This window comes from Synechococcus sp. PCC 6716 (genome assembly GCF_022570815.1).
In the GTDB taxonomy this organism is placed as follows: domain Bacteria; phylum Cyanobacteriota; class Cyanobacteriia; order Thermosynechococcales; family Thermosynechococcaceae; genus Thermosynechococcus; species Thermosynechococcus lividus.
In genome coordinates this window covers 12,628-35,755 of record NZ_JAKLTU010000006.1, presented here as the reverse complement: position 1 = coordinate 35,755, position 23,128 = coordinate 12,628, and the positions used below count along the sequence as shown (strand labels likewise).

The following is a 23,128-nucleotide window of genomic DNA, read 5'->3' as shown; positions in this document are numbered from 1 at the left end:
GCGACTGCCAAGACATAATCGTCCTGCTGAGGTTTGCGATGTCCATCTTGCGGGATTGGGCGATCGCCCCGGCAGCACTGCTGGGGTTTTTTCTTGAAACCATAGGGAGGTGATCCGCGTGGGACGCACGCTAGAAAATAAAAAACAAATTGTAGCCGAACTCAAAGACCGCTTGAGTCAAGCCCAAATGGCACTGGTGATTGACTATCAAGGTCTCACCGATGCTGAACTCAAGGACTTACGACAGCGCTTGCGCAAGTGCAATGCCAGTTGCAAAGTTACGAAAAACACGCTGATGGAACTGGCGGTCAAAGACAGTGACCACTGGCAACCTCTGACCCAGTTCTTGCAAGGACCATCCGCCTTTTTGTTGGCCACGGATGACTTGGGGGGCACCATTAAAGCCTACCAAGAATTCCAGAAAGCCACGAAAAAGACAGCCTTGCGCGGTGGTGTCCTAGAGGGACGCGCCCTTGACGAAGCCCAAGTCAAGGCCATCGGCGATCTGCCCTCCAAGGAGCAACTCATGGCGCAAATTGCCGGTGCCCTCAACGCTGTCACGGCCAAGATTGCCATTGGCATCAAGGAAGTTCCGGCTTCCTTGGCGCGGGCAACGCAGGCGATCGCCGACAAAGAGGCGGCATAGATCATCCTGCTTTTGGGTTCTGTTTGAGAATCCACCTGTTGTTTTATTTACTACACTTTAGGAGTTAACAATGTCTGCTGCAACCGATGAAATTCTCGAAAAATTGAAATCCCTAACCCTGTTAGAAGCTGCCGAACTGGTCAAACAAATTGAAGAGACCTTTGGCGTGAGTGCGGCTGCGCCGGTCGGCGGCATGGTGATGGCGGCTCCCGTTGCTGCCGGTGCCGCTCCTGCGGAGGAAGTCGAAGAAAAAACTGCTTTTGATGTCATCCTCGAGGACGTTCCTGCCGACAAGAAAATTGCCGTTCTGAAAGTCGTCCGTTCCTTGACAGGGCTGGGGCTAAAAGAAGCTAAAGAAGTGGTGGAATCAACCCCCAAAGCTGTCAAAGAGGGGGCTACCAAGGAAGATGCCGAAGCTGCCAAGAAAGAGCTAGAAGAGGCTGGCGCCAAAGTCAGCATCAAATAGCTTAATTTCTGGTATCTTGACCGCCAAGGGTAGTTCGACTGTCAGAGCTACCCTATTTATTTTTGCTAGTTTGGAAGGTATCCGATGCTAAGCGATGAGCAATACCGCCAAAAAATGCAGCAACGTAAAGCGGTGCAGGCACAACGACTGGCAGAGCGCAACCGCGAAAAGGGGCTGATCATCGTCCATACCGGCAATGGTAAAGGTAAGACAACTGCCGCTCTGGGAATGGTTGTCCGCTCTTTGGGGCACGGCTACCGCGTGGCCATTATTCAGTTTATTAAGGGGGCGTGGGAACCCGCTGAGAAAGCCGTTCTGAGCCATTGGTCAGAGCAGTTAGCCTTCCATGCCATGGGAGAAGGGTTTACATGGGAAACCCAAGATCGGCAGCGGGACATTGCCCATGCCCTAGCGGCCTGGGAATTAGCGCTCACTTACCTGAGAAATCCGGAGTATCGCTTGGTGCTTTTGGATGAAATTAACGTTGCCTTAAAACTGGAGTACCTTGCGGTGGAGCCCGTGCTGGCTGGTTTGAGTCAGAAACCCGCCATGACCCATGTGATTCTCACAGGGCGCGGTGCGCCTGCAGCTCTGATTGAGGCCGCAGACTTAGTGACGGAAATGACCCTCGTGAAACATCCCTTCCGCGAACAAGGGATAAAAGCCCAACCTGGCATTGAATTCTAGTCCAGTCCTAGCAGTTCTCCTTGCAACACGGTAACGGCTTGACCAAAGAGGATGACGCGATCGCCTGCGCCTTGGACTTTGACGATTCCGCCTCGCCGCGAGGCTTGATACCCCACTAATGTTTCCTTAGCAACGTGCTCTCGCCAGTAGGGATAAAGGCTACAGTGAGCCGATCCGGTGACTGGATCCTCAGGAATGCCTAATTGCGGAGCAAAAAAGCGCGAGACAAAGTCATAATCCCGAGCATGGCTTAATGCTGTCACAATCACCCCTCGACAGGGCAGGGTGGCAATTTGGGCAAAATCAGGGCTTAACTGCTGCACTAGGGTTTCATTGTCCAAGACAACAAATAAATCACTGGCGGTTTGACCGAGCCAAACGGGGGAAATCCCTAAGGCAGCAGTGAGTGTTTCAAGGAGTTTCGGATGCTCGAGGGAGTGCACCGGTTGTTGCGGAAAGTCCAAGGCAATCCAGTCCTCAGCTTGGCGGGCTACCAAGGTGCCGCTACGGGTATGAAATAGCAGATCACCAACCGCTCCCTGATGCTGCCAGAGGGCATGAGCCGCCGCCAGCGTAGCATGACCGCACAGATCGACTTCGGCCACGGGGGTGAACCATCGCAGATCAAATCCCGCAGCCGTGGGCACCACAAAGGCGGTTTCCGAAAGATTCATTTCCTGAGCGATCGCCTGGAGCTGATCGGACTCTAGGAACACTGGGAGAACACATACGGCTGCTGGGTTACCGCAAAAGGGAGTTTTAGTAAATGCATCAACTTGATAGAGTGGTAGCCCCATCTGGTACCTCTAAACCCGTAAAATTTATGCTGTAGTGCAAGCAGAGGAACGACTGCGTGGAACGGACATTTCTAGCCATTAAGCCCGATGGTGTCCAGCGGGGTCTAGTGGGGACGATTATCCAACGATTTGAGCAAAAAGGCTACACATTAGTAGGTCTGAAAATGCTGCGGGTGAGCCGCGAACTGGCGGAGCAACACTACGGCGAGCACAAGGATAAACCTTTTTTTCCGGGGCTCGTGAACTTTATTACCTCAGGGCCTGTGGTAGCGATGGTGTGGGAAGGTCGCGGTGTGATTGCCGCTGCCCGTAAGATGATTGGCGCGACAAATCCCCTGAATGCCGAGCCAGGCACCCTGCGTGGAGAGTTTGGTGTGGACGTGGGGCGCAATATCATCCATGGCTCTGATGCCGCCGAAACCGCAGAGCGCGAAATTAACCTCTGGTTCCAAACGCAAGAACTGGTTCCTTGGGAGCCATCCCTTACCTCTTGGGTGTACGAGATGTAGGCTCCTGGGCTTGCGGGGTTATGGCTGGAGGGGGCTCGTCCGTCGCCCGTTTGGAAAACCCCCAAAGAAAGCACAGGGCAATGAGACTAATCATCAGCCAGTCAGGGGGAACAAGGGCATGGTTGACAACCCGCATAAGCAGCCGTAACCCCACCAAGGTGACGGTTAAGTAGCCAGCATCTTCAAGGCGAGGAAATTCCTTTAACCATCGAATAAATAGCTCTGCCATAAACCGCAGCATAATGACACCGATGGTGCCCCCCAGCACCACCAGCCAGCGTTCATCCGACAGGGCGATCGCCGTTGTCACACTATCTAAAGAAAACGCCAAATCTGCCAGCGCCAGCAGGGGTACCGCTTGCCAAAAGGAGCGAATCACCCGTTCATGCTCGTGCTCTGGTTCGTTTGTGAAGAAAAAGTACTTGATCGCCAACCAGAGGAGGTAAAGTGCGCCCGCCAATTCAAACTGCCAGAACTGGAGTACCCAGCTTGCCGTAAAAATGAGGCCGATGCGAAAAATGTAAGAGATGGCCAGCCCCAAATTCAGGGCGTTGCGCTGCTCTTGCGGATCGTCAATGCCCTGTACTAATGCTGCCAGAGCAATCGCATTATCAGCGGAGAGAATTGCTTCTAACGCCAACAACACCACCAGCAACAGCAGCGTGTCCACCCCCCAATTGGGTGACAGTTCCAGCAACTCATCAATCATGTAGGCAGCATCTATCTCCGAAGCTCAACCATGGACATAATGTCTATGGTCGCATACCTGCTTCAGAAATCTGCCATTGCTGACCGGCAGAGTAGGTCGAAGCGTCTTGATAGATTTGGCTAATTGTTGCTGCTAAGCGCTCCATCCCCAGAGCAATTTCCTCATCACTGGCAGTGAGGCTAATGCGTAAGCATTCTTGCTTATGATGCCATTCCTCGCTCAGACCGGGGAAGAAGGAGCTACCGGGAACCACAATCACCCCCGCTTGCTTCAAGTGCTGGTACAGTTCCCAATCCGTCATTGGCAAATTCCGCAGCCATAGCCAGGCAAAAATCGCCCCTTCACCGCGATGGAGGAACCATGGCAAATCTTGAGGTAAGGCGGTTCTTAGGGTTTCCTCTAAAACAGCAAATTTACGTTGATAAAATGGCCGAATGACATTTAGTGAGACATCGGCAAGGGCACCATTGGCTATGGCCAAGGCAGCAATTGCCTGACCATAGCGGGAGGCATGAATACACGCATTGGTCTGAAACGCTTCTAGAACACTGAGAATGTCGCGATCGCCAATGGCAATCCCCACCCGCTCACCGGGTAAGCCCGCCTTAGACAAACTGAGACAGTGAACAATATTGCCACCAAACACAGGCACCAGTTCTGTGAAATTCAAGCTGGGATAGGGAGGGCCATAGGCGGCATCAATGAGCACGGGTACCCCGTAGGGCACCGCCAGATCTGCAATTTGCCGCACTTCCACATCGGTCAGAACATTGCCAGTGGGGTTACAGGGGCGCGAAAAAATTACACACCCAGTGGTGTCATCAATCTGTAACTGCTGAAAATCAGGACGGTACTTAAAGGCGTGCTCCGTTTCAAAAATCTCTAAGCGGGGACGGTAGGCCACTACGGTATGGGGCATCAAACTCACGCCACCATAGCCGGTATATTCGGGACTCAAGGGCAGCACCACTTTCTTGGCTTGACCGTTCGCCGCAGCCCCTCCAAAGGCATTGGCAGCAAAGAAGTAAATCGCTTGGCTGCCGGGGGTCACCAGCACATTCTGCTCACTGAGGTTCAAGCCATAGCGGCGGTTAAAGTCATCGACAACGGCGGCAATGAGCGGCTCATAACCTTGGCTGGTACCGTAGCGACACACTACTTGGCCAAATTCTGGACTGGCCATGAGTTCTTGGGTGCACTCTCGCCACAGTTGCTCGACCTCCGGCAAAATCAGCGGGTTGCCTGCACTCAGGTTAATAAGATCCTGACCGCGATTCAGACGCAGGGTTTCGATAATGTCCTTCATGATTGCCCGTACTCCCGTCAGTTGGGACATTTGTTGGCCAATCTGGGAGAGTGCAGGATTCATAAGCGCAGGGGAATCATGACAGTAACGTTAGAATAACACTTTGGCTTTGATGGTGTCTCAGACATGCGTTGGTGCAAATGTCCCCTAAGCTGCACCAGCGTGGTAAGAGCTTCGCACCAGTGGGCCTGAGCGTACATGGCTAAACCCCAGCTCCCTGGCTATCTCACCTAAGCGCTCAAACTCTTCAGGGTGCCAGTATTTGACAACAGGAAGATGGTTAAGGGATGGGGGCAGGTACTGCCCCAGGGTGAGGCGATCGCACCCCACTGCCCGTAAATCCTTCAGCGTGGCCACAATCTCTGCTTCAGACTCGCCGAGACCAAGCATCAGCCCCGATTTGGTGGGAATCTGTGGGTTCAACGCCTTGACGGTTGCCAGTACCCGCAAGGAACTCTCATAGGTGGCGCCGCGCCGAACGGGTTTTTGCAGCCGTGCCACGGTTTCCAGATTATGGTTATAGCAGGCGGGGTCTAGGGCAACAATTTGGGCAATACAGTCGCGCTGGCTCAGCCGCCTGTGATCCATGCGAAAGTCGGGGGTGAGGACTTCAATTTGCGCTTGGGGTCGCTGTTGGCGAATGGCTTGGATGGTGGCCACAAACTGCCCGGCTCCCTGGTCAGGTAAGTCATCCCGCGCCACACTGGTTAAGACTACGTAGTCTAACCCCAGCGTAGCGACTGCCGCGGCTACCTTCGCCGGTTCCTGGGGATCCACCGCTAGGGGGGCGTGTCCCTTATCCACTTGGCAAAAGGCACAGGCGCGGGTACAGGTTGACCCCAATAGTAAAAACGTTGCGGTTTTTTGGGCGTAGCACTCCCCCCGATTGGGGCAGCGCCCCTCCTCACAGATGGTGTGGATGCCGTGCCGTCGTATTAACTGCTGTACGGTGGCGATATCGCTGGCTTTGCCGAGGGGTTTGCGTAACCAAGCTGGGAGGGGCTGAAGATGGGTCATAATGCCTTTGAATGATAGCAATAGAGCAGAGGACGTATAAATACAAAACTTAATGAATTATTGAGTCTATTTATTAAGTAACTGTAAATTATCAGTGGGGCACCCCCTAGGGGGCGATCGCTTCTGTGGCAGGATCAATAGCGACGTTACAGCACGTACCCCGCAAGACCTATGAGTGATCAGCCACGCCCTACCGTTATTATTACAGGTGCCTCCTCTGGCGTTGGACTGTACGGAACCAAAGCCTTAACCGCCAAGGGCTGGCACGTTGTCATGGCCTGCCGTAATCTTGAAAAAGCAGCACAGGCGGCGCAGGATCTCAATCTCCCCAGTGATGCCTATACCCTGCTGCATCTGGATCTCGCTTCTCTAGCCAGTGTGCGCGGATTTGTCGAGTCGTTTCGCGCTCTGAATCGGCCGCTGCGGGCGTTGGTTTGCAATGCAGCAGTGTACTATCCACTGCTGAAAGAGCCAATCTACAGCGTTGATGGCTATGAAGTGACGGTGGCCACCAACCATCTGGGGCACTTCCTCCTGTGTAATTTACTCCTGAGCGATTTACAACAGTCTCCCGAAAGCGATAAACGCCTGATTATCTTGGGTACGGTTACGGCCAACCGCAAGGAGTTGGGGGGCAAAATTCCGATTCCGGCTCCCCCCGATCTGGGGAACCTAGAAGGCTTTGAGAAGGGGTTCAAAGCCCCCATTTCGATGATTAATGGCAAGCCTTTCAAATCGGGTAAAGCCTATAAGGATAGTAAGCTCTGTAATATGCTGACCACACGGGAGCTGCATCGTCGCTTCCATGAGTCCACCGGGATTATCTTTAACTCGCTTTATCCTGGCTGTGTAGCCGATACGCCCTTGTTCCGTCATCATTTTCCCCTCTTTCAGAAGCTCTTTCCCCTGTTCCAGAAAAATATCACCGGGGGCTATGTCACCCAGGAGTTGGCGGGGGAACGCTTAGCGATGGTGGTGGCAGATCCGGAGTTTCGGCAATCGGGTGTGCACTGGAGTTGGGGCAATCGCCAAAAAGCGGGTCGCCAAGCCTTTGTTCAGGAGCTTTCAGCGGAAGGCAGTGATGAGCAAAAAGCCCGCCGCCTCTGGGAACTGAGTGAGAAACTGGTGGGACTGGCCTAATGCGGGCTGGTTTGGGATTAGGCATTGCAGCGGGACTGGTGATCTCACCTATGGCGGTGGCGATCGCCAGCCTTCCTCCTCAGGCTGTGGTCACGCAGTTCTATCAATGGCTGGTGCAACATCAAGACCAGAGTCGCCAACAACTGCGGCAGCAACAGCATCATTTCACGCCGGAATTGTATCAGCAGCTAACGGCGGCCTTTCGCAAACAACCCCAGGATGGGGCATGGCTAGACTTTGACCCCTTTTCCTACACCCAGGTCAGCACTTTGGGGATGCAAGTACGCACGGTGACTCCCTCCACCACAGATCCGCGCAGCGCTGACGTGGATATTGATGTTATTGCTGGGCTACGGGGACGGCGGGGAACCCCTGTGCCCATTAAGGTGATCATGAAAAAGACGGGCGATCGCTGGCAGATTGACAATTTGGTTTATATGAGCACTTGGGATAATCTGCGCTGTATTTTGCGGGAGATAAACCGCTAGGGGAGCGATCGCCACTCGCCGCTGGTCACAAACGCCCCCCAAAAGTAGGGAATCTGCTTGCTAGTGTCCTGCATTAAGGTGAGTTGGGCTTGTCGCAATGCCTCGCTGCGGCTCTTGCCGGCGGCTAAGTTCTGGTAAAAGGCTGTCATTAACTGTTGGGTTGTTGTATCGTCCACCTTCCACAGGGAACTGAGTTGAGTGCGTGCTCCGGCTAGGGTAAAGGCACGCCGCAACCCATAGACCCCATCGCCATTAAAAATGTCGCCCCGCCCCGTATCACAGGCAGACATCACCACGAGTTCGGTGCCCTCTAGGTTAAGACCGGTCACTTCCAAGGCAGTGAGCACGCCATCATCACTACCGCTTTGGCGTTGATTGAAGCCGGCCATGGCCAAGCCAGAGCGCAGCAGCGGGTTTTCCCCCCCAAAGGGTGCGTAGGCATTCAAGCCCCGCGTGTTCTGTAACCCCTGAGGGCTGATCGAAGGACTCTCTAGAAAAAAGCCATGGGTGGCCAAATGCAAGATGCGGGGACGATTGGCCTGCTTGATGGCTGTTTCTGTAGCATTGCTCCCCGTGAGCACCTGCGCTTGAGGGAGCAGATGACTCAGAGTTTTCACTTCGGTAGCAGTTCCGGGCAACTCATTAAAGGTAAGGCTGCGCAGATCTAGGGAGCGACTGCTACTGCTCTGCTGTGGGCTAGGGCGGCTTTGGCCGAAGGCAGGGTTCCCCACCACTAAGGGAGGGCTGGGCGATCGCCCACGCTGTTGTAGCCGCAGCAAATCCCGACCCGAGGTGAGGAGAGTCACAGTGTAGGATTCCAGCAAGTAGCGATCTTGGCGATTGACTAACGCTTCAAAGGGGAGAGTATTTAACTGGCCATCAGGGGCGATGAGGAGGTGGGTACTGCCGCCAATGAATGGTTCCAGCGGTGCTAGCAAGGTCTCGTAGGCTGCCTTGAGAGGGGGCTTGACAATGTTGGGCGTCAAACGCGGATCCGCCACCCGCGATCGCGCGGCATTGACAACCCTATCCACCTCAGCAACGGTGCCTAAATCTCGCCACTGCGGTGCACCGGTGGCTTTAAGGCCATAAACGGCATAGCGAGGTGCGTCCCAGCGATTGGTTTTGGGATTGTAGGGCACGTACTGGATAAATTCCAGTAAAACCGCATCGGCAGGAATGGCTTGCTGAACGGCTGCCAGGGTGACCGGGGTCACTTCGACACGGAAATTAGCACTTTGGCCGGTGAGTTGGGCTTCCAGCTGGCTGGCACGCTGCTCGAGTTGGCTAATTTGACTGCTGGGCACTGGGCGATCGCGCACAAAGGTGAGGCTGGCAATCTGGGTGCGCAGCCGGATGAGTTCCTCCAGTTGCTGTTGGCCAACAGCATCCAGTTGACGGCGCAAGCGGCTAGTGGTCTGTGCCAACACATCCAGTAACCGACCCTTACGCCGCAAAATAGTGGTCAAGGCCAGAGTTGCCGCTGTTGGATTCTGGGGATTGCCTTGCAGGTGGAAGGAAATGGCGGTATTCGTTGAGTCTTGGAAGGTGCTGAGATAGTTGCGCTTATACGCTTCGGAACCCACGACTAAATTACGAGCAAGGTTCGTTTCTTCAATCTCAAGGGAGCGCGTCAGGGTGGCTAGAGCCTCCGGCACATTGCCTTGTGCCCAGTAAGCTTTGGCCAGATTCGCCAAACTCAAGGCCAAATAAGGATGCTCATTCCCTAGGGTGCGCTGCCGCAGAGCAATGCTGCGTTGATACAGCGGTAGTGCGGCTCCATAGTTATTTTGGCTACGGTAAAGTTCTGCCAAATTGTTGAGACTGGTGGCCACATCGGGATGATCGTGGCCAAGAACACGTTCGCGCAGACTCAAACTCCGTTGGTACAGGGGTAAAGCCGCACCATAGTTGCCCTGTGCCCGGTAAAGTTCAGCTAGGTTATTGAGCAGCGTGGCCACAAGGGGATGGTCTGCGCCAAGGGTGGACTCTACCACGGCAATGCTGCGCTGATACAAGGGTAAAGCCGCCGCCAGATTGCCCTGGAGGTGGTACATCACTGCAAGGTTATGTAGGCTAACCCCCACATCGGGGTGATTGGCACCCAATGCCTGCTCGCGAATGCTGAGGCTGCGTTGATAGAGGGGAAGCGCCTCCCCATAATTGCCCTGATCACTAAAAAGATTTGCTAGGTTATTCAGGCTGGTGGCCACATCGGGGTGGCGTGCCCCCAGCGCCTGTTCCCGAATGCTGAGGCTGCGTTGGTACAGCGGCACAGCAGCGCTAAAGTTGCCCAATTCTTTATAGAGGACGGCCAAATTGTTTAGGGTGGCCGCTACGGTTGGATGCGTTGGCCCTAACACCCGCTCGGCGATCGCCACTAATTCCTGGGACGGGGCGATCGCGGCGGTATAGTTTCCCTGCCGCTGTAATTGTTCAATTGAGTTCGTTAGGGCAATAACATTCCCACTATCGGCACCAAAGGAGGTTTGGCGAATCACATCCAACTCACTCACCGCCGTCGTGTAGCGCTGCTGTAGTGAGTCAAGGCGTTGCATAATGTCCCGTAACTGCTGGGACTCATTCTGCGCCATCACCGACCGTGCTAGCCCCCCCACCCCCAGTAGCACCAGAAGAAACAGTAAATGGCTCCGGAATCGGAAAAAAGTAGCCATAGGACAACACCAGTGCGCCTACCTCTATCCTACGCAGCAGGCTTTGATCTTGGTGGGGCATAGGCCACGCTAAGGGAGCCAACGACCTCACAGGATGGGGATGTCCGCGACACCTTAAAACAGCTTGGTAGCCTCGTCACTTTAGTGCGGGGAGTGTTAATTAAGTTAAACGCCAGCATCCCGCTGCTTAAGCTAAAATTTGGGGAGAACTGGGTGTGAAGGGGATATTAAGGCCATGGGATTGCGATTAGTGGCAATAGGGTTAACCGCTGGGTTGCTAGCAGTAGGGACGGGCACCAGCTATGCTGAACCTCCACTAGCAGTTTCTGAAGATAGTTCCCCTGCGCCAACCCTCATCAATCCTGTCGAAGCGGTGGACAGTGAACCCCTTGTGTTTTCAACGGAGCCAGTGGATCCGCCGGCGGGCAGTGAACCCCTCGAAAATCTGCGTCCTGCTCGCCCCTTGCCCGTTGTTCTGCAAGAGCGTTCCACTGGCTGCCAAGCAACACTCCATGGCGCTGAGGAACTTCCCGCCTCTCTATGCGCCCCAGCGATCGCGCCTGCTGCCCCTGCCACCCCCGCTACAATTGCCAGTTACCCGACCCATCACTCCTATCCGCCACTCCATAGCGCATCACACGCATCACAACCGAGGGCAACAACCACCACCTACGTCCGCCAACCCTTTCCGGGGGCCAATCCCCTGCGTTGGCTGAATTTTAATAACCGGCAAATGCTGTTTCCGCTGCCTTTTGCTGCCTCCATTACCTCTACGTTTGGCTGGCGTGTGCATCCCATCTTTGGCGATCGCCGGTTTCACTCTGGCACTGATTTAGCTGCCCCTGAAGGAACACCTGTCCTTGCGGTATTTGATGGCCGAGTCGTTGAATCCAACCGGTTAGGGGGCTACGGCCTCACGGTCATTCTGCGACACCCGCCGGATCAGCATGAAACCCTGTACGCGCATCTGTCACAACTATTTGTCAATCCCGGTCAGTGGGTCAAGCAGGGGGAGGTCATTGGTTTGGTGGGTAGTACCGGAAACTCCACCGGTCCACACCTCCATTTTGAAATTCATGAAATGACAGCCCAAGGGTTGATTCCTGTTGCTCCTGAAGCTCGCCTAGCGTTGGCATTACAGCATCTGCGCGAGGCGATCGCCCACGCTCGTAGCCAGCAAAATCCCAGCTAGTGTAGCCAATTTAATCGTTCATCTGTGCCTGTGCCACTACTGTCACAGTTCAGTAGAGCGATCAGTTAAAATCTGTCACGATCAAGGTATCAGCGCTATCACACCACGCTTCGCTACAATTCGCTGTCGAAAGCTCTGGTATGACCGTTGACCATTCATTTACCTCGTCTCAGGTAGGTCCAGCAATGTTTTCAGTGCGGTTGTTTGGTCGGCAATTGTCTGTTTTGGTTGGTGTTGTCACGCTTTTTGCAGGGGGGGCGATCGCCCAACCCGTCAGCTTAATTGCTCGGCAAAACCAGCCTACGCAGTTAGCAGACGGTATCTATCTTTTTGGTGAATCTCCCCAGCCCCACCAGACGGGGCATGGCTATATAGTCTTTGAAGTCTCGAATCAACAAGTTCGTGGTGCATTTTACCTACCCAACTCTTCCTTTGATTGTTTTGTAGGAACTGTTGGTGATCAGCAACTTGATGTCACTGTAGAGGCCACCTACGATGACGAAACCTATCCAGCCCACGTTGATCTGTTTAGTTTTTACAGCCTTGATCACGTCAGTCCTGGCGATCGCGCCATCCTATCTGCGTGTCACGCAAACTGATAACTCGGATTTGTGCTCTTAAACGGTCAAAAATAAAAAGACTCCCATCTAAATGGGAGCCTTAGACATGGTTGTGATATTTAGCCTTAGCGACTAGTCAAGGCTTGGCATTGTCAGCACGGGTTCAGTTTCGCGATCAATGCCTTTCTCGAACCCTGCCGCAGCAGCGCGGGCACGTCCTGCATGCCACAGATGACCAACTAAGAAGAAGAAGGCCAGTACAAAGTGAGATGTGGCCAACCACGAACGGGGCGACACAAAGTTCACCGAGTTAATTTCGGTGGCTACGCCGCCAACGGAGTTCAATGAACCCAACGGTGCATGGGTCATGTACTCAGCAGCACGGCGAGCTTGCCATGGCTGAATATCATTTTTGATCTTGTTCAAGTCAAGACCATTCGGCCCACGCAGCGGCTCTAGCCACGGGCCACGGAAATCCCAGAAGCGCATGGTTTCGCCACCAAAGATGATTTCACCTGTGGGCGATCGCATCAGGTATTTACCTAAACCAGTTGGGCCTTGAGCCGAACCAACGTTTGCCCCTAGCTTTTGGTCACGGATCAGAAACGTCATCGCTTGGGCTTGCGAGGCTTCAGGGCCTGTGGGGCCATAGAACTCGCTGGGATACACCGTGTTGTTGAACCAAACAAAGCAGGTGGCAATAAAGCCCATCATCGAGAGGGCACCCAAGCTATAGGAGAGGTAAGCCTCACCGGACCAGATAAAGGCACGGCGTGCCCAACCAAAGGGCTTGGTGAGAATGTGCCAGATACCACCAAAAATGCAGATTAAACCAATCCAAATGTGACCACCGACCACATCCTCAAGGTTATTGACGCTGACGATCCAGCCATCACCGCCAAAGGGAGACTTGAGTAGGTAGCCAAAGATCACCGTGGGATCAAGGGTGGGGTTGGTAATCACCCGCACATCGCCACCACCGGGTGCCCAAGTGTCGTACAGCCCCCCAAAGAACATGGCCTTCGCCACCAGTAGGAGGGCGCCAATGCCAAGGACGATCAGGTGAAATCCTAGGATCGTCGTCATTTTGTTCTTGTCTTTCCAGTCATACCCAAAGAAGGAGGAGTACTCCTCTAAGGTTTCGGGACCACGAATGGCGTGATAAACACCACCCAAGCCCAAGACAGCGGAGGAAATTAGGTGAACCACCCCCACCACAAAGAAGGGGAAGGTATCGACAACTTCACCGCCGGGGCCTACGCCCCAGCCGAGGGTCGCAATGTGGGGCAGTAGGATTAAGCCTTGCTCATACATCGGCTTTTCAGGGATGAAATGAGCCGTTTCAAACAAGGTCATAGCACCTGCCCAGAAGACAATGAGGCCAGCATGGGCAACGTGGGCACCCAAAAGCTTACCAGACAGGTTAATCAGGCGAGCATTCCCGGCCCACCACGCGAACCCTGAGGATTCTTGGTCGCGGTTGGTGGAAAAAATAGAATTACTAGAGAGCGTTACCACGGGGGAGTACCTCTTCGGGGAAGACTAGGTTTTCATGGGGTTGGTCTTGCGGCGCCATCCACGCCCGAATCCCTTCGTTCAACAGAATGTTCTTGGTGTAGAACGTCTCGAACTCAGGGTCTTCAGCCGCACGAATCTCTTGCGAAATGAAGTCGTAGGAGCGCAGGTTCACCGCTAGCCCTACAACTCCAATCGCACTCATCCACAGACCTGTCACTGGCACAAACAACATAAAGAAGTGTAGCCAGCGCTTGTTCGAGAAGGCAATCCCAAAAATTTGGCTCCAGAACCGGTTCGCCGTCACCATCGAATAGGTCTCTTCCGACTGGGTGGGGGTAAAGGCACGGAAGGTACTGGCCCCTTCCCCATCCTGGAACAGGGTATTTTCAACCGTCGCACCGTGAATGGCACACAGTAGGGCACCCCCCAGCACCCCGGCAACCCCCATCATGTGGAAGGGGTTCAAGGTCCAGTTGTGGAACCCTTGGAAGAATAGCAAGAACCGGAAAATCGCCGCTACCCCAAAACTAGGCGCAAAGAACCAGCCCGACTGCCCCAGTGGGTAAATCAAAAAGACACTCACAAATACGGCAATCGGCGCACTAAAGGCAATGGCGTTGTAGGGGCGAATGCCAACCAAGCGGGCAATTTCAAACTGCCGCAGCATAAAGCCAATGAGGCCAAAGGCACCATGGAGGGCAATAAACGTCCACAGGCCTCCCAGTTGACACCAGCGGGTAAAGTCCCCTTGGGCTTCGGGGCCCCACAGCAGCAGCAGGGAGTGTCCCATACTGTTGGCCGGGGTCGAGACTGCCACGGTCAGGAAGTTACAGCCTTCCAAGTAGCTGGAGGCTAAGCCGTGGGTGTACCACGAGGTTACAAAGGTGGTGCCGGTCAGCCAACCACCCAGGGCAAGGTAGGCACAGGGAAACAGCAGGATGCCTGACCAGCCCACAAACACAAATCTGTCGCGCTTGAGCCAGTCGTCGAGAATGTCGAACCATCCTCGCTCCGCTGGCGCACGTCCGATTGCTATTGTCATGGAATTAAACTCCACAAAGATAATACCGGATTCGCGCTTGGCTGCACCTTTAGGTTGCCCTAAAGATAAAGTGAGCGCCAAGTTTACGAATCTTAACAACGCTTTTAATCTAGCAAAGGTCGTTTTGAGATTTCAACTGCTGGCTTGGGATGACTGGCTCTGCGCCAATTGCCAAAGGGGGGCACCACTCAAGCGGTAAATGCGCCAGTCAGGTAACACCTCAGCACCAATGCCTTCATAAAAGGCAATGGCGGGATGGTTCCACTCAAGGACACTCCACTCTAGGCGGCCATAGTGGCGATCGCGGGCAATACGAGCCAGTGCTCTGATCAAAGCGGTGCCAACTCCTTGGCGGCGATAGGTGGGCAGCACAAAGAGATCCTCGAGGTAGAGTCCCGGTCGGGTCAAAAATGTGGAGTAGGTGGTAAAGAACAGGGCATAGGCAATCTCTTGGCCGTGGCTTTCAGCGAGGAGGGCTTCCGCGTAGGGGCGATCGCCAAACAGGTGCTCCCTTAGCTGCGCAGCGGTGCCACTGACGCTATGGCTTAGATGTTCGTAGGCAGCTAGGTCTTGAATCAGGCGAAATAGAGTCGGTACATCGGCAGGGGCAGCCGCACGAATCTGGAATGCTAAGGACAAGGCAGAGACTCCGTCTATCCGGTGGGGTAGTTCATGATAAGGCAGAAGCGACGGCAGAGTTAGGTATATTTGGCACATCAGAGCGAATCTGGCCATCGCGAAAGTGAATGATGCGTCGCGTAATACTAGCTACGTCTGGCTCATGGGTAACCATGACAACCGTCATCCCAGCAGCATTCAACTGACTAAAAATATTAAGGATTTCAATAGTTGTTTGACTATCAAGGGCACCCGTTGGCTCATCAGCTAACAGCAACAATGGCTGATTGACAATGGCACGGGCGATCGCCACACGTTGCTGTTGTCCCCCAGATAGTTGATTTGGGCGGTTATGTAAGCGGTGCCCCAGTCCTACCTTTTCCAGCGCCACAATCGCTCGCTCCCGTCGTTCTTTGGGGGGAACTTGGGCATAGATCATCGGCAGCATCACATTTTCCAGCGCTGTCAGTTGCCCCAACAAATGGAACTGCTGAAACACAAAGCCAATTTTGGCATTACGGATATGCGCCAATTCATCATCCGTGAGCCGCGAGACATCTTGACCATCCAGGAAATACTTACCAAAGGTGGGTCGATCCAAGCAGCCGATAATGTTCATCATCGTGGATTTGCCAGACCCTGAGGCCCCCATAATGGCAGCGTATTCTCCGTGCTGGATTTGGAGGTCAATGCCATTGAGCGCACGCACTTCTGTTTCACCTTGACCATAGATTTTCTGTAAATGCTCAAGACAAATCAGAGGAGGTGTGCTCATGAGCCGGTTGAATTGAATGCAACTATTACAAATTGTAGCGGGACTCCTTGGCCTAGTTACCGATGCATCAACTCACCCTTTCACGGGGGCAGTTTTGAGCACAGCGCTTATACGCATCACCAGTTGATAAATGCCATAGGCGATCCAAGGCCCCACTACCGCCATTGACACGGCATTGGCACCCAAGGTTGTAAGGCCGCCATGCGCTAGCAGTAAAGCCTGAAATAGCAAGACCAAGCCACCCAACACCGACATCACCCCTGGCCCAAATAACACGGCTCCCAAACCTGTGCCGGTTGGGTGAGAACAACTGCCTGTCACTGAGGGAATTTTTAAGGCAGAGAGAACAAAAGTGAATGCGCCTGCTAAAGCCAGTAATAGTTTGGCTTCAGGATGCTGACGGGTGATGTGAGTGAGCGATCGCAGCCCCCAGAACAGAAATGGCAGATACACGATCCACCAGAAAACAGCCCAGCCAACCGGCAGAAACCCTTCCATAATATGCATGGCATACACAGGCGTGGGCGATCCAAGAATTAAATAACAGCTCAGCCCCGCCATCATCACAAGGCTGAACCATTGATGGTTTTTCCTGTTCATCTGTACCTCGCAGACTTCTCAATCAAAACAAGCTGTCACATTCGGCGGGCATCCTGACTTAAAGAGATAAATCTCTTATCACAGTTGCGGGACAGCGGCAGATTTACACTGCTCTTTCCCCCTTACGTCTGGTGGCTGTTCCCCACCAAAACCGAGTTCCTCAATAATACAACCGATTCTCAAACACACGCCTTGACTTAAGGCATTCCCACCATTCAGCAAAAGATTACAGTCTCATCCCTTGCTATTTCACCATAGATAAGAACCAATCAGAAGTCGATGATCTTATCTGCCGCCAAAATCAAACTGGGGATATCCTGATTCTCTTTTGCCAATTGAGCGCCTGATCGCAAGTTGCTTTCTGTTATCCCTGCAGCTTCTGCACAAGCTGGACAGACCATCACCTTGCCCCCTGCTGCCACAAATTCATCATATAGTTGGGCGAGTGTCATCGGACTACTGCCCCAAAGCAAATTCAAGGGTTGATTTTTGGGGTCTATCGGACTTGGTATGCTAATGTAACATGCTATACCAAATCTGAGATATGCAGCTACTTCTAACTGATCTACTAAACCTACCTAGAATTGAGGTTGAAGATTATACCGATGTTGCAGGAGAATTGATTCTTATAGTGGAAGCAAAGACAACCGAGGCGATTTGCCCACGTTGCCAACAAAAAAGTTTCATTTACACCAGAATCATTGGTATCTAGTGCGAGATTTAAGCATCAGTGGACGAACCGTATTTCTTAAGATCAATCGTCGCCAGTTTAAGAGTCGAACTTGTGGTAAGCCATTCAGTGAAACGCTCGATTTCATCGGCAATCGTCGCAAGCAAACGGATCGATTTGCTCAGTCAATCGTGCAACAGGTTTTGCACAGCAACATTCATAATGTTGCAATTTCAAATGGTCTCACTGATGAAGAAGTATGGTCAATAGTACAGTATGTCAGTCAAAAAACTCCACGTCGATCAGTCAAAAAACTCCACGTCGATGTGAGTTCAGTAAAACGATTAGGTATAGATGAGATTTCCTTACGTAAAGGACAAGGAGATTACATAGTCGTCTTGGTCGATTTAGAGCGGTGAATTCCCCTTGCCCCTTCTCGCAAGCAGGAAGATGTGAGGCAAGTGCTTGAGGTATGGGGAGCAGCAGTACTCAATCAAATTATTGAGGTGAGTATTGATCTGTCTGGAAACTATAAAAGTTTGGTTCATAAACTCCTACCTAATGCTACGGTGGTTGCCGACCGATTTCATGTTATGAAGATTGTGAATCAGGAATTGGATAAGGCTCGACAAAGTATTTGTAAAGCGAATGAACAGACGGTAAATGAAGTCAAGAAAGCCCAGATTGCAGCCGCGCTCAAACAAAGTAAATATGCGTTACTCAAGCCGGAGGAAAATCTAACTCAGAAGTAAAAAGCAAAACTGGAAGAAATTCGAGAAGTAGTGCCAAGTCTGGCTCGAATGCATCAGGAGAAGGAATCGCTTAGAGCCATCTTTGAGCCAGCAAAAGATTGGGAAGATGGAACGTTTCAATTGCTCGATTGGTTAGCTCAAGCTCAGGATTCTTTTCAAGAGAGCGTAAGAACAATTTGTCGGTGGTTTGGTGAAGTCACCACCTATTTTGATAATCACACAAATAGTGGTGTTGTTGAAGGTATTAACAATAAATTGAAGCTGATCAAGCGGTCAGGTTATGGGTTCAGGAACTTTGACAATTTTCAGTTACGTTGCTTAATTTGCTGGCATTTAGCTATTGATTAAGCATAACTCGGACGATAGAGCCGCCTTCGCTACAAAATTCCAGTTTCCGCAACCAACCTTAACCTTCAGCTATCAAGCGGGAAGTCCTGCGCTCTACCTGTAGCTCACTTTCCGAAGGCTAACGTGACCATCGGGATGAAAGCGTGTTCATCAAGGGGTTCAATGCCGCGCAGATGAACAAACTCTTATGGCACTAGTCGGGTGCAGTCTAGTTCTCACGGTCACCAACGGTGCCTGCTCGGACTGGGGGGCACCGTTGTTCGCTTAGGTGGTTAACACGGCCAAGCGTCAGGGCATGTCTGCCGTTGATGCTATTTCCCGTGCCCTAGCCCCTCAGCAGAGCGATTGGCTACTGGGCTGATAGGTATTGCTGCAGGGCTTGGCGGGTTAAGGCGGCCACCGACACTCCCTTTGCTGCTGCCAATGCTTTTAGTTGCTGATACTGCTCTGCCTGTACGTCCACGCGATAGCGTTTGCGCTGGGTTGCAGGGGGGGTATAGCTTGCGGCAAACTGGCGCAGTGCCTCAAAGCCGACCCGATGGCAAAAATCCCCAAAGGACTCGCCACTGTGGCGGCGATCGCGGTAATAGACAAGTAACGGCTCAAGGGTGGCCTCCAGTTCCGTAATGGGCAACCGCTCGATATAAACTTGAGCCAAGCGAGTTTGGTGAGGGCTGCCCCCCAGCCATGTTTGATACGTTCCCGGCACAATCCCCACAAAGCCTAGTTCAGCTAAGTAGGGGCGAGCGCAGCCGTTCGGGCACCCCGTCATCCGGATCACAAAATGCTCATCCTCTAACCCAAGACGATCCATGAGGCGACGAATCCGCTCTAAAACCCCCGGAATGGCACGCTCGGATTCGGTAATGGCCAAGCCGCAGGTGGGGAGTGCTGGGCAAGCCATACTGTAGCGCTCTAGGGAATCAATAGCGCTAACATCAGGAATCCCATGCTGCTGCAAAATCAGTTGAATGGCATCTTGCTGATCGGGAGCCACATCACAGATCAGCACGTTCTGGTGGGGGGTGACCCGCAACGGCACATTAAACTCTTTGACGATTTTTTTCAGAGCTGCTTTGAGCTTGAAGCTACCACGATCAAGGATGCGACCATTGGCAATGGAGACCCCATAAAAAAACTTGCCATCTCCTTGGGAGTGCCAGCCCAAAAAGTCATGGTACTGCCACGGCGGCAAGGGACGAAAGGGAGCAAGGGGTTTACCAAAATACTCTTCGACTTTGGCTTTGAATTTGGCGACTCCCCAATCATGGATCAAGTACTTGAGGCGGGCGTGGCGACGATTGTAGCGATCGCCGTAATCCCGTTGTGTTGCCACAATGGCTTTCACCGCATCGTATACATCAGCAGCAGCCACAAAGCCAATTTCATCAGCCATGCGGGCAAAGGTGTCCTCTTTATTGTGGGTGCGCCCCAAACCGCCCCCCGCATAGATATTAAAGCCCTCTAGATCGCCTTTTTTGTTAGTGATCACAACGAGGGTGAGGTCTTGGGAAAACAAATCCACCGAGTTGTCCCCGGGGACTGTGACACAGCACTTAAACTTACGCGGCATGTAGCGATCGCCATAGATTGGCTCTTCGTTGTCGTGAAAAATGGTGCCGGTACCGTTGCGCTGGCGGGCTGCTTTGACCTCAGGATGCTCTTCAGCAGAGATAACCTTCTCACCATCGAGCCAAATTTCGTAATAAGCACCCGTTTGGGGCGTGAGCAAATCGGCAATGCGGTGGGCATACTCGTAGGCAAGGCGATACTCGGGGCGATCCCTAAATGGGGCTGGCGGCGCCATCACATTCCGGTTCAAATCACCGCACGCACCTAGGGTGGATCCCATGCTGCGGATAATGGCGGCGATCGCGGCTTTCAGATTCTTCTTGAGAATGCCGTGTAGCTGAAACCCTTGGCGAGTGGTTGCCCGTAAAGTATGGTTACCGTACTCGTCCGCCAAGCGATCCAAGGTCAGGTAGAGTTGGGGCGGAATATAACCCGCCGGGCTGCGGGTGCGCAGCATAAACTGGTAGTCTTTTTCCTGCCCTTTCACGCGGTTATCGCGGTTGTCTTGCTGGTAGGAACCATGGAACTTCAGGATCTGAATTCCCGCCTCACTAAAGCGATTGGTTGGCTCTCGCAGCTCTGTGGCAACGGGTTCACGGAGGTGCTGACTCTGTTCCTTAAGATCTTCAACTTTGGAACGCTTAGCAGCAACGTCAGCAGAGGGAGGGGAAGCAACCATAGTGTTCTGTGTTCCAGCAGGCGGGATGAATGCAGTGCAACTTACTGCTCACCAAAGTCCCTAATCTTGATTGGGAAAGTGAGCTATCCCATTGTAGCGAACCGAGGGAACGATTAACAGGATGGTTCGCCTTTAGAGGTGTACTCCTGCTGCCAACAGCGTTCAAGGTAGGCATTGCGATACTCCAGCCAAAATCGTCTGGGATTCAGCATAAAGTGACGGCTAAATAGGGGCTGGTTCAGGTAAAGCCAAAGGGGAAATCGAAGAACACGACGCGAAGCCATAAGCATACCGTGAGCGTGAGCGATTCTATGGACTAAGGTTACCTTAATCATAGAACAGGGGATTGGCGGCGGTGGGGGTCTGCCAACTTTCTTAATGCTTGTGGCAGAGGGCAGTTGGCGAAAAATGTTAGGATTGTTAAAATCTGTGAAGTTTTCTGGAATCACTGATGCGGGTTGTCATTGTTGGTGCCGGTCTGGCGGGCTTAGCGGCGGCAGTGGATCTAGTCGATGCCGGTCACACCGTTGAAATGTATGAGTCCCGGCCATTCGTTGGTGGCAAAGTCAGCAGTTGGCAGGATGCTGACGGCAACCACATCGAGATGGGGTTACACGTTTTTTTCTATAACTACGCCAACCTCTTTGAGTTGATGACTAAGGTGGGGGCGATCGCCCACCTCCTGCCCAAAGACCACACCCACACCTTCATCAATCGCGGTGGCCAAGTAGGGGAATTGGACTTCCGGTTTCCCTTGGGTGCCCCCTTTAACGGTCTCAAAGCATTTTTCACCACAGGGCAACTCTCCTTGGTCGATAAATTTTTCAACGCTATTGCCTTGGGAACCAGTCCAGTGGTGCGCGGTTTGGTGGACTACAATGGCGCCATGCGACAGATCCGCGCCCTCGATCGCCTCAGCTTTGCTGAGTGGTTCCGGCGGCACGGTGGCTCTGAGAATAGCTTAAAGCGGCTGTGGAACCCCATTGCCTACGCCTTGGGCTTTATTGACACAGAGCACATGTCGGCACGCTGTATGCTGACAATTTTTATGATGTTTGCGGCTAAAACCGAAGCGTCGCGCCTGAATATGCTGATGGGATCCCCCGCAGAATACCTCCTCAAACCCTTGGTGAACTACATCAGTGCCCGTGGCGCAACGGTACACCTGCGCCGCCGGGTCAAGGAAATTCTCTATAGTGGTAGCGAGCCAAGCGCGTGGCGGGTAGATGGCTTAGTGATTCCCAAAGATGACGATCCCCTAGCAACTGTAACCGCCGACGCCTACCTCTGTGCCTGCGATGTTCCCGGCATTCAACGCCTGATTCCCCAAGCGTGGCGTGCGCTACCAGTATTTGACAACATTTTCAAACTAGATGCCGTTCCGGTGGCCACAGTGCAACTGCGTTTCGACGGTTGGGTTACCGAACTGCAAGACCCCAGCAAGCAACGGCAGGTGGCCGCTACGGGGCTAGATAATCTGCTTTATACTGCCGATGCCGACTTTTCCTGTTTTGCCGATTTAGCCTTGACCAGCCCAGCGGATTACTACCGGGAAGGCCAAGGCTCTCTCCTGCAAGTGGTGCTCACCCCCGGCGACCCTTTCATTAAAGCCAGCAACGAAGAGATTGCACAGCACGTTTTGCGGCAAGTCCATGAGCTGTTTCCCTCGTCGCGGCACTTAACAATGACGTGGTACAGTGTCGTCAAACTCGCCCAATCGCTGTACCGTGAAGCCCCCGGCATGGATCCCTATCGCCCTCCCCAGAAAACGCCCATTCCTAATTTCTTTCTAGCAGGCAGTTATACCCAGCAAGACTACATTGACAGTATGGAAGGAGCAACCATGTCTGGACGACAAGCGGCTCAAGCAATTTTAGCGGGAGGAAACCGATGACGAACTGGCTAGAGCACACCGTCCAAATTGAAGTTGCTGCCGACATCGACTTGGTTTGGTCGCTGTGGTCAGATTTAGAAAAAATCCCCCTGTGGATGAAGTGGATAGAGTCAGTGGTCATTACCAGCGACGATGCTGAACTCTCCCGCTGGACGCTTGCGACGGGTAACTGGCACTTTAGTTGGCTCTCGCGCATTCGCAAGCAAATCAAGCACCAGATCATTCAGTGGGAGTCAGTGGATGGGCTGCCAAACCGTGGTGCCATTCGCTTTTACGATCGCCACGGCAGCACGGTTGTAAAGCTCTCAGTGGCCTATGCGATTCCCGGCATTTTAGGTCAACTGATGGATCGCCTCTTTTTAGGGCGGATCGTCGAAAGTACATTACAGGCAGATTTAGAGCGCTTTCGCGACTATGCTCAGCAATTGCAGCCGAGCCGCCTGAGATAGATCCAATCCGCTGTTACCC

Annotated in this window: 24 protein-coding genes, 1 pseudogene, 1 riboswitch and 1 other annotated feature (1 of these 27 cut by a window edge); of the genes and pseudogenes, 12 read left to right on the top strand and 13 right to left on the bottom strand. The window is 53.0% G+C overall.

Annotated features, from left to right (window positions below):
• Positions 1 to 101, top strand: a sequence feature (ribosomal protein L10 leader region) (it extends 38 nt beyond the left edge of the window).
• Between the two features lie 17 nt (positions 102 to 118).
• The 3 genes from rplJ to cobO all read left to right on the top strand — a co-directional run bounded on the left by rplJ (position 119) and on the right by cobO (position 1,799).
• Positions 119 to 646 carry a 50S ribosomal protein L10 gene (gene rplJ / locus L5220_RS05285; protein ID WP_099799564.1) on the top strand — a complete coding sequence of 176 codons (528 nt, stop codon included), beginning with the start codon at positions 119 to 121 and terminating at the stop codon, positions 644 to 646.
• 70 nt (positions 647 to 716) lie between these two features.
• Positions 717 to 1,112: a 50S ribosomal protein L7/L12 gene (gene rplL / locus L5220_RS05280; protein WP_099799565.1), complete on the top strand. Its 396-nt coding sequence runs from the start codon at positions 717 to 719 to the stop codon at positions 1,110 to 1,112.
• A gap of 84 nt (positions 1,113 to 1,196) precedes the next feature.
• Entirely contained in the window at positions 1,197 to 1,799 is a 603-nt protein-coding gene (gene cobO, locus L5220_RS05275; protein WP_448514231.1) for a cob(I)yrinic acid a,c-diamide adenosyltransferase, read from the top strand.
• On the opposite strand, the gene L5220_RS05270 is transcribed toward cobO, so the two are convergent.
• Positions 1,796 to 2,596: a PhzF family phenazine biosynthesis protein gene (locus tag L5220_RS05270; protein ID WP_448514232.1), complete on the bottom strand. Its 801-nt coding sequence runs from the start codon at positions 2,594 to 2,596 to the stop codon at positions 1,796 to 1,798. The two genes, cobO and L5220_RS05270, sit on opposite strands and share 4 nt — an antisense overlap.
• A gap of 56 nt (positions 2,597 to 2,652) precedes the next feature.
• Here L5220_RS05270 and ndk point away from each other — a divergent pair, with 56 nt between their 5' ends.
• Complete coding sequence (gene ndk, locus L5220_RS05265; protein WP_099799568.1) at positions 2,653 to 3,105, top strand: nucleoside-diphosphate kinase; 453 nt, start codon at positions 2,653 to 2,655, stop codon at positions 3,103 to 3,105.
• Here ndk and L5220_RS05260 read toward each other — a convergent pair.
• The 3 genes from L5220_RS05260 to lipA all read right to left on the bottom strand — a co-directional run bounded on the left by L5220_RS05260 (position 3,080) and on the right by lipA (position 6,137).
• Positions 3,080 to 3,814, bottom strand: a complete 735-nt coding sequence (locus L5220_RS05260) for a TerC family protein (protein ID WP_099799569.1) — start codon at positions 3,812 to 3,814, stop codon at positions 3,080 to 3,082. The two genes, ndk and L5220_RS05260, sit on opposite strands and share 26 nt — an antisense overlap.
• A gap of 43 nt (positions 3,815 to 3,857) precedes the next feature.
• Positions 3,858 to 5,183: a valine--pyruvate transaminase gene (locus L5220_RS05255; RefSeq protein WP_099799570.1), complete on the bottom strand. Its 1,326-nt coding sequence runs from the start codon at positions 5,181 to 5,183 to the stop codon at positions 3,858 to 3,860.
• 84 nt (positions 5,184 to 5,267) lie between these two features.
• Positions 5,268 to 6,137, bottom strand: a complete 870-nt coding sequence (lipA, locus tag L5220_RS05250; protein WP_499572162.1) for a lipoyl synthase — start codon at positions 6,135 to 6,137, stop codon at positions 5,268 to 5,270.
• Positions 6,138 to 6,308: 171 nt separating this feature from the next.
• Here lipA and L5220_RS05245 point away from each other — a divergent pair, with 171 nt between their 5' ends.
• A complete protein-coding gene (locus L5220_RS05245; RefSeq protein ID WP_499572160.1) occupies positions 6,309 to 7,277 on the top strand; it encodes a protochlorophyllide reductase in 969 nt (322 codons plus the stop codon).
• Positions 7,277 to 7,765 (top strand): DUF3828 domain-containing protein, encoded by a 489-nt coding sequence (locus L5220_RS05240; RefSeq protein ID WP_499572158.1) that lies wholly within the window; start codon positions 7,277 to 7,279, stop codon positions 7,763 to 7,765. The genes L5220_RS05245 and L5220_RS05240 overlap by 1 nt, the downstream gene beginning before the upstream one ends.
• On the opposite strand, the gene L5220_RS05235 is transcribed toward L5220_RS05240, so the two are convergent.
• The gene (locus tag L5220_RS05235) at positions 7,762 to 10,440 is read right to left on the bottom strand and encodes a CHAT domain-containing tetratricopeptide repeat protein (protein ID WP_499572156.1); all 2,679 of its coding nucleotides are present in this window, start codon (positions 10,438 to 10,440) and stop codon (positions 7,762 to 7,764) included. The genes L5220_RS05240 and L5220_RS05235 overlap by 4 nt on opposite strands.
• A 235-nt stretch (positions 10,441 to 10,675) precedes the next feature.
• On the opposite strand from L5220_RS05235, the gene L5220_RS05230 reads away from it, so the two are divergent.
• Both L5220_RS05230 and L5220_RS05225 read left to right on the top strand, forming a co-directional pair.
• A complete protein-coding gene (locus tag L5220_RS05230) occupies positions 10,676 to 11,632 on the top strand; it encodes a M23 family metallopeptidase (RefSeq protein WP_499572154.1) in 957 nt (318 codons plus the stop codon).
• Between the two features lie 185 nt (positions 11,633 to 11,817).
• On the top strand, positions 11,818 to 12,231 hold the full coding sequence (locus L5220_RS05225; protein WP_499572152.1) for a hypothetical protein: 414 nt from the start codon (positions 11,818 to 11,820) through the stop codon (positions 12,229 to 12,231).
• 93 nt (positions 12,232 to 12,324) lie between these two features.
• On the opposite strand, the gene psbC is transcribed toward L5220_RS05225, so the two are convergent.
• The 6 genes from psbC to L5220_RS05195 all read right to left on the bottom strand — a co-directional run bounded on the left by psbC (position 12,325) and on the right by L5220_RS05195 (position 17,197).
• Entirely contained in the window at positions 12,325 to 13,710 is a 1,386-nt protein-coding gene (psbC, locus tag L5220_RS05220) for a photosystem II reaction center protein CP43 (RefSeq protein WP_448525650.1), read from the bottom strand.
• On the bottom strand, positions 13,694 to 14,752 hold the full coding sequence (gene psbD, locus L5220_RS05215) for a photosystem II D2 protein (photosystem q(a) protein) (protein ID WP_099799577.1): 1,059 nt from the start codon (positions 14,750 to 14,752) through the stop codon (positions 13,694 to 13,696). Before psbD ends, psbC begins: the two co-directional genes overlap by 17 nt.
• A 132-nt stretch (positions 14,753 to 14,884) precedes the next feature.
• Entirely contained in the window at positions 14,885 to 15,391 is a 507-nt protein-coding gene (locus L5220_RS05210) for a GNAT family N-acetyltransferase (protein ID WP_499572150.1), read from the bottom strand.
• A 31-nt stretch (positions 15,392 to 15,422) separates the two neighbouring features.
• Positions 15,423 to 16,145, bottom strand: coding sequence for an ABC transporter ATP-binding protein (locus tag L5220_RS05205; RefSeq protein ID WP_499572148.1), 723 nt, complete (start codon positions 16,143 to 16,145; stop codon positions 15,423 to 15,425).
• A 72-nt stretch (positions 16,146 to 16,217) separates the two neighbouring features.
• Complete coding sequence (locus L5220_RS05200; RefSeq protein WP_499572146.1) at positions 16,218 to 16,745, bottom strand: energy-coupling factor ABC transporter permease; 528 nt, start codon at positions 16,743 to 16,745, stop codon at positions 16,218 to 16,220.
• Positions 16,746 to 16,771: 26 nt separating this feature from the next.
• A riboswitch (cobalamin riboswitch) is annotated at positions 16,772 to 16,916 on the bottom strand.
• Between the two features lie 98 nt (positions 16,917 to 17,014).
• On the bottom strand, positions 17,015 to 17,197 hold the full coding sequence (locus L5220_RS05195) for a DsrE family protein (protein ID WP_499572144.1): 183 nt from the start codon (positions 17,195 to 17,197) through the stop codon (positions 17,015 to 17,017).
• Positions 17,198 to 17,456: 259 nt separating this feature from the next.
• Here L5220_RS05195 and L5220_RS05190 point away from each other — a divergent pair, with 259 nt between their 5' ends.
• Entirely contained in the window at positions 17,457 to 17,834 is a 378-nt protein-coding gene (locus L5220_RS05190; protein WP_499572142.1) for a helix-turn-helix domain-containing protein, read from the top strand.
• Positions 17,835 to 18,515: pseudogene (locus L5220_RS05185) on the top strand (ISL3 family transposase). It begins immediately after the preceding gene.
• Positions 18,516 to 18,864: 349 nt separating this feature from the next.
• On the opposite strand, the gene sir reads toward L5220_RS05185, so the two are convergent.
• Positions 18,865 to 20,766, bottom strand: coding sequence for a sulfite reductase, ferredoxin dependent (gene sir, locus L5220_RS05180; protein WP_499572140.1), 1,902 nt, complete (start codon positions 20,764 to 20,766; stop codon positions 18,865 to 18,867).
• A 113-nt stretch (positions 20,767 to 20,879) separates the two neighbouring features.
• On the bottom strand, positions 20,880 to 21,050 hold the full coding sequence (locus L5220_RS05175; protein ID WP_198406277.1) for a hypothetical protein: 171 nt from the start codon (positions 21,048 to 21,050) through the stop codon (positions 20,880 to 20,882).
• Between the two features lie 167 nt (positions 21,051 to 21,217).
• On the opposite strand from L5220_RS05175, the gene zds reads away from it, so the two are divergent.
• Both zds and L5220_RS05165 read left to right on the top strand, forming a co-directional pair.
• A complete protein-coding gene (gene zds, locus L5220_RS05170; protein ID WP_499572138.1) occupies positions 21,218 to 22,660 on the top strand; it encodes a 9,9'-di-cis-zeta-carotene desaturase in 1,443 nt (480 codons plus the stop codon).
• A complete protein-coding gene (locus L5220_RS05165) occupies positions 22,657 to 23,109 on the top strand; it encodes an SRPBCC family protein (protein WP_448515517.1) in 453 nt (150 codons plus the stop codon). Before zds ends, L5220_RS05165 begins: the two co-directional genes overlap by 4 nt.
• Positions 23,110 to 23,128 lie beyond the last annotated feature (19 nt).

Bases quoted from the DNA above. Each gene is read 5' to 3' on its own strand.
- L5220_RS05240 (WP_499572158.1), top strand. From the start codon at position 7,277: ATGCGGGCTGGTTTGGGATTAGGCATTGCAGCGGGACTGGTGATCTCA.
- L5220_RS05255 (WP_099799570.1), bottom strand. From the start codon at position 5,183: ATGAATCCTGCACTCTCCCAGATTGGCCAACAAATGTCCCAACTGACG.
- L5220_RS05230 (WP_499572154.1), top strand. From the start codon at position 10,676: ATGGGATTGCGATTAGTGGCAATAGGGTTAACCGCTGGGTTGCTAGCA.
- L5220_RS05245 (WP_499572160.1), top strand. From the start codon at position 6,309: ATGAGTGATCAGCCACGCCCTACCGTTATTATTACAGGTGCCTCCTCT.
- L5220_RS05165 (WP_448515517.1), top strand. From the start codon at position 22,657: ATGACGAACTGGCTAGAGCACACCGTCCAAATTGAAGTTGCTGCCGAC.
- cobO (WP_448514231.1), top strand. From the start codon at position 1,197: ATGCTAAGCGATGAGCAATACCGCCAAAAAATGCAGCAACGTAAAGCG.
- lipA (WP_499572162.1), bottom strand. From the start codon at position 6,137: ATGACCCATCTTCAGCCCCTCCCAGCTTGGTTACGCAAACCCCTCGGC.
- L5220_RS05225 (WP_499572152.1), top strand. From the start codon at position 11,818: ATGTTTTCAGTGCGGTTGTTTGGTCGGCAATTGTCTGTTTTGGTTGGT.
- rplL (WP_099799565.1), top strand. From the start codon at position 717: ATGTCTGCTGCAACCGATGAAATTCTCGAAAAATTGAAATCCCTAACC.
- L5220_RS05205 (WP_499572148.1), bottom strand. From the start codon at position 16,145: ATGAGCACACCTCCTCTGATTTGTCTTGAGCATTTACAGAAAATCTAT.
- L5220_RS05235 (WP_499572156.1), bottom strand. From the start codon at position 10,440: ATGGCTACTTTTTTCCGATTCCGGAGCCATTTACTGTTTCTTCTGGTG.
- L5220_RS05200 (WP_499572146.1), bottom strand. From the start codon at position 16,745: ATGAACAGGAAAAACCATCAATGGTTCAGCCTTGTGATGATGGCGGGG.
- L5220_RS05270 (WP_448514232.1), bottom strand. From the start codon at position 2,596: ATGGGGCTACCACTCTATCAAGTTGATGCATTTACTAAAACTCCCTTT.
- sir (WP_499572140.1), bottom strand. From the start codon at position 20,766: ATGGTTGCTTCCCCTCCCTCTGCTGACGTTGCTGCTAAGCGTTCCAAA.
- L5220_RS05175 (WP_198406277.1), bottom strand. From the start codon at position 21,050: ATGGCTTCGCGTCGTGTTCTTCGATTTCCCCTTTGGCTTTACCTGAAC.
- L5220_RS05260 (WP_099799569.1), bottom strand. From the start codon at position 3,814: ATGATTGATGAGTTGCTGGAACTGTCACCCAATTGGGGGGTGGACACG.
- zds (WP_499572138.1), top strand. From the start codon at position 21,218: ATGCGGGTTGTCATTGTTGGTGCCGGTCTGGCGGGCTTAGCGGCGGCA.
- psbD (WP_099799577.1), bottom strand. From the start codon at position 14,752: ATGACAATAGCAATCGGACGTGCGCCAGCGGAGCGAGGATGGTTCGAC.
- L5220_RS05195 (WP_499572144.1), bottom strand. From the start codon at position 17,197: ATGACACTCGCCCAACTATATGATGAATTTGTGGCAGCAGGGGGCAAG.